Source organism: Nonomuraea sp. NPDC004580, assembly GCF_040609855.1.
In the GTDB taxonomy this organism is placed as follows: Bacteria; Actinomycetota; Actinomycetes; order Streptosporangiales; family Streptosporangiaceae; genus Nonomuraea; species Nonomuraea salmonea.
The window spans coordinates 22,267-28,364 of record NZ_JBEXLH010000091.1 but is presented as its reverse complement, the minus strand read 5'-3'; the positions used below and the strand labels follow the sequence as shown (position 1 = coordinate 28,364).

At 71.0% G+C, this 6,098-nt stretch carries 7 protein-coding genes and 1 riboswitch; of the genes, 1 reads left to right on the top strand and 6 read right to left on the bottom strand.

Going from position 1 to position 6,098, the window contains the following annotated elements; all coding sequences use genetic code 11:
- From ABZW11_RS43655 to ABZW11_RS43635, 5 genes are all read right to left on the bottom strand, one after another.
- Nucleotides 1–227, bottom strand: a 227-nt coding sequence (locus tag ABZW11_RS43655) for an FGGY family carbohydrate kinase (protein WP_355431564.1), incomplete at its 3' end; no start/stop codon positions are given.
- A 2-nt stretch (nt 228–229) separates the two neighbouring features.
- A complete protein-coding gene (locus ABZW11_RS43650; RefSeq protein WP_355431561.1) occupies nt 230–1,285 on the bottom strand; it encodes a galactitol-1-phosphate 5-dehydrogenase in 1,056 nt (351 codons plus the stop codon).
- 13 nt (nt 1,286–1,298) lie between these two features.
- On the bottom strand, nt 1,299–2,288 hold the full coding sequence (locus ABZW11_RS43645; protein ID WP_355431558.1) for a substrate-binding domain-containing protein: 990 nt from the start codon (nt 2,286–2,288) through the stop codon (nt 1,299–1,301).
- Between the two features lie 343 nt (nt 2,289–2,631).
- A complete protein-coding gene (locus ABZW11_RS43640) occupies nt 2,632–3,387 on the bottom strand; it encodes an SDR family oxidoreductase (RefSeq protein ID WP_355431555.1) in 756 nt (251 codons plus the stop codon).
- Nucleotides 3,388–3,418: 31 nt separating this feature from the next.
- Nucleotides 3,419–4,204, bottom strand: a complete 786-nt coding sequence (locus ABZW11_RS43635; RefSeq protein WP_355431553.1) for a PAS domain-containing sensor histidine kinase — start codon at nt 4,202–4,204, stop codon at nt 3,419–3,421.
- Between the two features lie 156 nt (nt 4,205–4,360).
- Between ABZW11_RS43635 and ABZW11_RS43630 the strand changes: the two genes are divergently transcribed.
- The gene (locus ABZW11_RS43630; RefSeq protein WP_355431549.1) at nt 4,361–5,104 is read left to right on the top strand and encodes an SDR family oxidoreductase; all 744 of its coding nucleotides are present in this window, start codon (nt 4,361–4,363) and stop codon (nt 5,102–5,104) included.
- Nucleotides 5,105–5,117: 13 nt separating this feature from the next.
- Here ABZW11_RS43630 and ABZW11_RS43625 read toward each other — a convergent pair whose 3' ends face one another.
- Nucleotides 5,118–5,861, bottom strand: coding sequence for a GH25 family lysozyme (locus tag ABZW11_RS43625; RefSeq protein WP_355431547.1), 744 nt, complete (start codon nt 5,859–5,861; stop codon nt 5,118–5,120).
- 12 nt (nt 5,862–5,873) lie between these two features.
- A riboswitch (cyclic di-AMP (ydaO/yuaA leader) is annotated at nt 5,874–6,017 on the bottom strand.
- Between the last annotated feature and the right edge of the window lie 81 nt (nt 6,018–6,098).

The window sequence follows — 6,098 nt, the reverse complement described above, 5'->3', positions numbered from 1 at the left end:
GGCTCCTGCATGGCCAGCTCGGCGACGCCCGCCTCGTGCTCGCGGCGGCGCCTGGCCTGCTCCGAGCGGAGCAGCCACCAGTCGTCCGGGTCCTGCTCGGCCCAGCCGGGCCGGGGGAAGCGGGTCGGGTACGCCTCGGCGCCCGACCCGAGCAGCGCCCCCTGGTCGCCGTAGACCGCCGCGCGGGCGCCTTCGGTCCCCAGGTCGAGGGCGAGGAAGGCAGCCATGCTCACTCCTCGTTCGGCAGGAAGAGGACCTTCGAGCTGAAGATCGACCGCTCGCCCAGGGCGACCATGGTCTCCGGCAGGGCGTCGAGCCCCAGCTCGTGGGTGATCATGAACTTCCAGGCCAGCTCGCCGGAGGCCAGCGCGCGCGCCGCCGTCCGCCACTCGTCGCCGGGGAACGGCGCCGAGAAGGAGTTCCACGCTCCGTGCAGGGTGACCTCGCGGCGCAGGAACGAGCTGAACGTGGACTCGGGCAGCACCACCGGGTCGTGCGGGATGCCGATGAACACCGCCTCGCCGTGCCGGCCCGCCAGCGCCACCGCCTGGTCGATCGTGGCGGGCACGCCCGCCGACTCGATGACGATGTCGTAGCCCTCGCCCGCGACCTGGGCCGCGGCCTCCGCGCTGGTCGCCGTGTGGGTGGCGCCCGCCTCGGTGGCCATCGCGGCCTTCTGCTCGTTGAGCTCGATCGCCAGCACCTCGGACGCGCCCGCGAGCCTGGCCCACTGCACCGCGAACAGCCCGATCGGGCCCGCGCCCACCACCGCCACCCGGCGGCCGCCGCGCATGTTCGTCCGCCACAGGGCGTGCAGCGCGATCGCGGCCGGGTCCATCATGGCCGCCGCCCTCGGGTCCAGGTCCGCGGGCAGCACCATGAGGTTGCCTGCGGGGACGGTCACGTACTGGGCGTACGCGCCGTCGCGGCGGCTGCCGAAGTAGCCGTACTTCTTGCACAGGCTGAAGTGGCCCTGGGTGCACGGGCCGCAGGTGCGGCACGGGATCAGCGGAGGGACGGTGACCAGGTCGCCCTCGCGGACCGTGCCCTCGGCGGCCAGGTTCGCGCCGAGCCTGACGACGTGGCCGGAGAACTCGTGCCCGCAGATGATCGGGAAGTGGTAGGCGATCCCCGGTTGCAGCATGCGCGCGATGTCCGAGCCGCACACGCCGCAGGCCGCCACGCGTACGAGCGCCTCGTCCGGGCCCGGCTCGGGCACGGGCACCTGCTCGACCCTGATGTCGCCGGGCGCGTGGAGCACCGCCGCCTGCATGGTTTCCGCCATCGTTGTGCCTTTCCTACTTCTCTTGTGCCGCGGCGAACTCGCCGTCGCCGATGTACTGGGCCGCGTCGTCCTTGTCGATGAGCGCGGTGCCCGCGTCGATGCTCGGCTCGACCTGCTCGCCGTTCTTGACCTTGAGCACGGTCTCGACGGCCTTGGCGCCGAGGGACAGGGGGTCGTTGAGCGCGGTGGCCACGTACTGGCCGTCGGGGATCTGCTTGACCGCCTCCATGAGGCCGTCGACGCCCGCGACCAGGACCTTGTCCTTGCCGTTCTCCTTCAGGACCTGCAGCGCGCCGAGCGCCATGTCGTCGTTGTGCGCGTACACGGCGGCGACGTCGGGGTGCACCTGGAGCAGGTCCTGCATCGCGGTGACAGCCTTGGAGCGCACGTAGTCCGAGTACGGGCCCTCGACGATCTTGATGTTGGGGTTGCCCTTCACCGCGTCGTGGAAGCCGGCGCTGCGGTCACGCGCCACCGCGCCGCCCGCGTCGCCGCGGATCTCGATGACCTTGCCGCCCTTGTCGCCGAGCGCCTCGCTGAGCCGCTTGCCGACGAGCTCGCCCATCGCCTTGTTGTCCCGCCCGACCTGGGCGACGGCGCCCTCGGGCACCGGCCGGTCCACGGTCACGACCGGCACGCCCGCCGCCTTGGCCGCGGCGATCCCGGGCTGCACGCCCTGGGGGTCGACCGGGTTGACGAGCAGGACGTCCACCTGGCGGGTGATCAGGTCCTGGATGTCGTTGTTCTGCTTGGTGACGTCGCCGCCCGCGTCGGCGAAGTAGAGCGAGGCGCCCGCCTTCTTGGCGGCGGCCTCGGCGCCCTCGCGGAGCTGGACGTAGAAGGGCGACTGCTGGGTGGCCTGGCTGAAGCCGATGGCGACCGGGCCGCCGGACTTCTCGCCGCCCGCTTCCGCCGACCCGCCCGGTGTGGACGACACCGAGCAGGCGGTCAGGGCGGAGATCAGGAGGAGTGCAGGGATTGTGAGCAGCCGAAATCTACTCATAGGGGCCTCCGTATGTGACGTAGGTAACGCACCGTAAGTCGGGAATTAACCCCGATGCAACACTTGAGCCCAAAATTGCTCATATGAGCAGACTGGGGGTCCTTGCTCCTCGTGTCCCATGACCGTCACAGGGGTTTCCCCAGGCCACAGCCGTTACGGCAGCTGCTCGGCGCCGTACGTCGTGCTACGTCGACGCGATCTCCGACCGTTTCGTGGAAGATGCCGTGGACGCCGAGGCGTCTCGGCGGCTCATCCGCAGAGCCATACGTGATCTCACCGAGTGAACCCGTGATGACAGCAGCAGGCGCCCGTAAAGGGCGTCGGCTGCTCGTCGGTTCGCTGGTCAGGTGAGGTTCAGGCCGCCGTCTACGGCGAGGACCTGGCCGGTGAGCCAGGTTGTGGTGGGGTCGGCGAGGTGGAGGATCCAGGTGGCCACTTCCTCCGGGACGCCGCGGCGGCCCAGGGGGATGCTGGCGGCCTCGTCCTGCTTGATCTGGGTGACGGTCTCCTCCGGGAGGCCGGCGGCGGTCAGGGCCTCGCTTTCCGTGGGGCCCGGTGCGACGGCGTTGACGCGGATGCCGTCCGCGGCCAGTTCCAGGGCCCAGCTTCTTGTCAGCTGTTCGATGGCGGCCTTTGAGGCGGCGTAGTGGGCGGCGCCGGGCAGGGGGCGGTGGCCGTACGTGCTGGAGATGTTGATGATCGTGCCGCGGGTCTTGCGCAAGTAGGGCAGGGCGGCGTGGGCCAGGAGGCTTGGGGCGGTGACGTTCAGGGCCAGGAGGTTTGCGATGCGCGTCGCGTCCGTTTCCGCCAGCGGCATGAGGGCTGTGCCGCCGGCGTTGTTGACCAGGACGTCGAGGCGGCCCCAGCGGTCCGTCGCGGCCTTCACCACGGCCTGCGGGGCGCCGTCCGCGGTGATGTCGGCGGAATGGACGGCGATGCCGGGGTGGTGGGCGGCGGTCTCCTCCAGAGGGGCTGGGCGGCGGCCGACGGCGAGTACGTGCGCGCCCGCCTTGGCCAGGGCGATCGCGGTGGCCCGGCCGATGCCGGAGCCGGCGCCGGTGACGATCGCGACGGTGTTCTCGAGATGGCGACTGGTCACGTGCTGAACTTCCTTGTTCTGTTCGGTGCGGTCAGGTGCTGGGGTGGGTTCGTGGGCCTGGACGGAGGGGGAGGCGCAGGGTGACGTGCGCGCCGTGGGTCTCGACGTGCAGGCTGCCGTGGTGGGCGGTGGTGATGGCGCGGGCGATGGCCAGGCAGAGGCCGGTGCCTCCCTGGTCGCCGGCCGGCTCGCCGCTGGTTTCCGAGGGGTCGTCGCTGGTCAGGCGAAGTTCCGCGTAGTCGGCCGTGCGGTGCAGGGTGACGGTCGCCGGGCGGCGGGTGGTGCCGAGGAGGATGGCCAGGAGGCGGGTCAGGTAGGTGGAGGAGGCGTGCGTGAGGACTGTGGGGTCCAGGCGGAGCCTCACGTCGCCGACACCGGCCGAGGCCGACTCCACCAGGGCGGTCAGGTTCACGTCGGTCAGTTCGCGGTCGTCGAGGCCGGCTTCGAGCCTGGAGAGCAGGAGCAGGTCGGTGGTGACGTGTTCCAGCCGGTCGAGGTCGTCGCTGACGTGGTCGAGCAGGTCGGTCACGTCGACGTCGTCCGGGTGCCGCCGGGCCGCCTCCACCTTGACGCGCAGCGCGGCCAGCGGCGTACGGACCTCGTGGGAGGCGTCGGCGGTGAAGCGCCGCGCCGCCCGCGCCCGTTCGTGCAGCTCGTCGGCGCGCGGGATGAGCACGGGCATGCCCATCAGCTCGTCCCGCTCGCGCCCGCAGGCGTCGAGGCAGGGCTGGTTGGCCGCCACGATCGTCATGTCCCCTGCCATGACCAGGCACGGGTTCGGGACGGCCGCGAGCAGCGCGGCATGGTCGTGTCTCATCAGGTTCCTCCCCAGGCGCTCAGCGAGCCTGTCACCAGCTAGGACAGCGCAGCCTCGCGGTCTGTGACCGCGAGGCCGGGAGTTTGCCGAGCCGAGGGCTTAGCGGGAGGTGGCAAGGGGAGGGTGCGGTGGACTGCGGCGAGGGGGAGGCGTGTCATGAAGGTCGTGGTGGTCGGCGGGACCGGCCTGATCGGATCGAAGCTGGTGAGCAGGCTGTCGCGCGACGGCCACGAGGCGGTGGCGGCATCGCCGCACACCGGGGTGAACACGCTCACCGGCGAGGGTCTCGCCGAAGCGCTGGAGGGGGCGCGGGTGGTGGTCGACGTGTCGAACGCGCCGTCGTTCGAACCGGCCGCCGTCCTGGAGTTCTTCGAGACCTCCACCGGCAACCTGCTGGCCGCCGAGTCGGAGGCGGGGGTCGGGCACCATGTCGCGTTGTCCATCGTCGGCACCGAACGCATGCCGGACAACGGATATTTCCGGGCGAAGGTCACACAGGAGCAGCTGATCGAGAAGTCGGGGATCCCGTACTCGCTGGTGCACGCGACCCAGTTCTTCGAGTTCGTGAAGGGCATCGCGGACGAGGCCGCCGACGGGGGAGTGGTGCGCATCGCGCCTGTGCTGTTCCAGCCGATCGCCGGGGACGACGTGGCCGCGGTGCTGTGCGAGGTCGCGGAGGGTACGCCGCTCAACGGCCGGCTGGAGGTGGCCGGGCCGGAGCGGGTCAGGATGGACGAGTTCGTCCGGCAGGCGCTGGCGGGGCTCGGTGACCCCCGTGAGGTGGTCACCGACCCGCACGCGCGTTACTTCGGGAGCGAGCTGGGCGAGCACTCGCTCGTGCCGCTGGGGGAGGCGCGGCTCGGCGGGGCTCGCTACGGCGACTGGGCCGCCGCCGGGTAGAACGCCCGAGACGTCAGACGGACTGGCGGCCCAGGGCGCGGAGCTGGTCGGGCGTCAGAGCCGAGACGTTCTGGTCGATGGGGACGTCCGTGTACTGGTGGATCGTCCACGACTTCCAGTCGGCCGGCGGCGTGATCGCGCCCTTGGCACGGCTGTAGTGGGCGACCCAGAGCGGGTACTGCGCCAGGCCGTGGCCGTAGGTGTCGGCGAAGTTCCAGCCGCTGTAGAAGAGCGGCTTGGTGCCGGTCTGGTTCTCCACGTACGACAGCCACGCCTTGGCCCAGGCGTTCACCTCGGCGACGGACTTGCCGTCGGTCGTCTCCAGGTCGAGGACCAGCAGGTCACCGGCCTTGGCGGGCTGGGCGTTCACCGCGGCCAGGAAGTGGTTGGCGTCGGCGATGGGATCGTCGGCGGGGTGGCCGTAGTGGTAGGCGCCGCGCACGATGCCCTTCTCGCCGAGCTCCCGCCAGTGCCTGGCGAAGGAGGAGTCGACGAAGTCGGTCCCCTCGGTGGCCTTGATGATGCCGAACTGCGCAGAGCTGGCGCTCCAGTCGTACAGCGGCTCGTAGTGGGAGATGTCCAGGCCGTAGGTCAGGGCGGAGCTGTGCTGGGCCGCCTCGTGCGGGGCGACCTGGTCGGTGGTGGAGGCGTGTGCGGTGCCGGTGACGGCGGTGCCGGTGACGGCGGTGACGGCGGCGAGTACGGCTCCGCCGAGCGCCAGTCCGAGGCGCTTGCGGTTCTCGGCAAGCTTGGCCATGCGGATGTTGACTCCTTGCTTCCATGCCGCCTACCGGGTTAGCTGACGGGTTCGGGACTGGAAGTGCCCTACGGACACGGGCATGAGCGGGCGTCCGATTCACCCCGGAAAGTGGGTCCCCGGTTCCGCGGGACGCGGATTCGGCGGCCGTACGCCGGAGACGGCGTACGGTCCGGTCAAAGATGCGAGGTCACGCGCTGCGGTGGTCCCTCGACCCGCAAAAGTACATAATTCGCA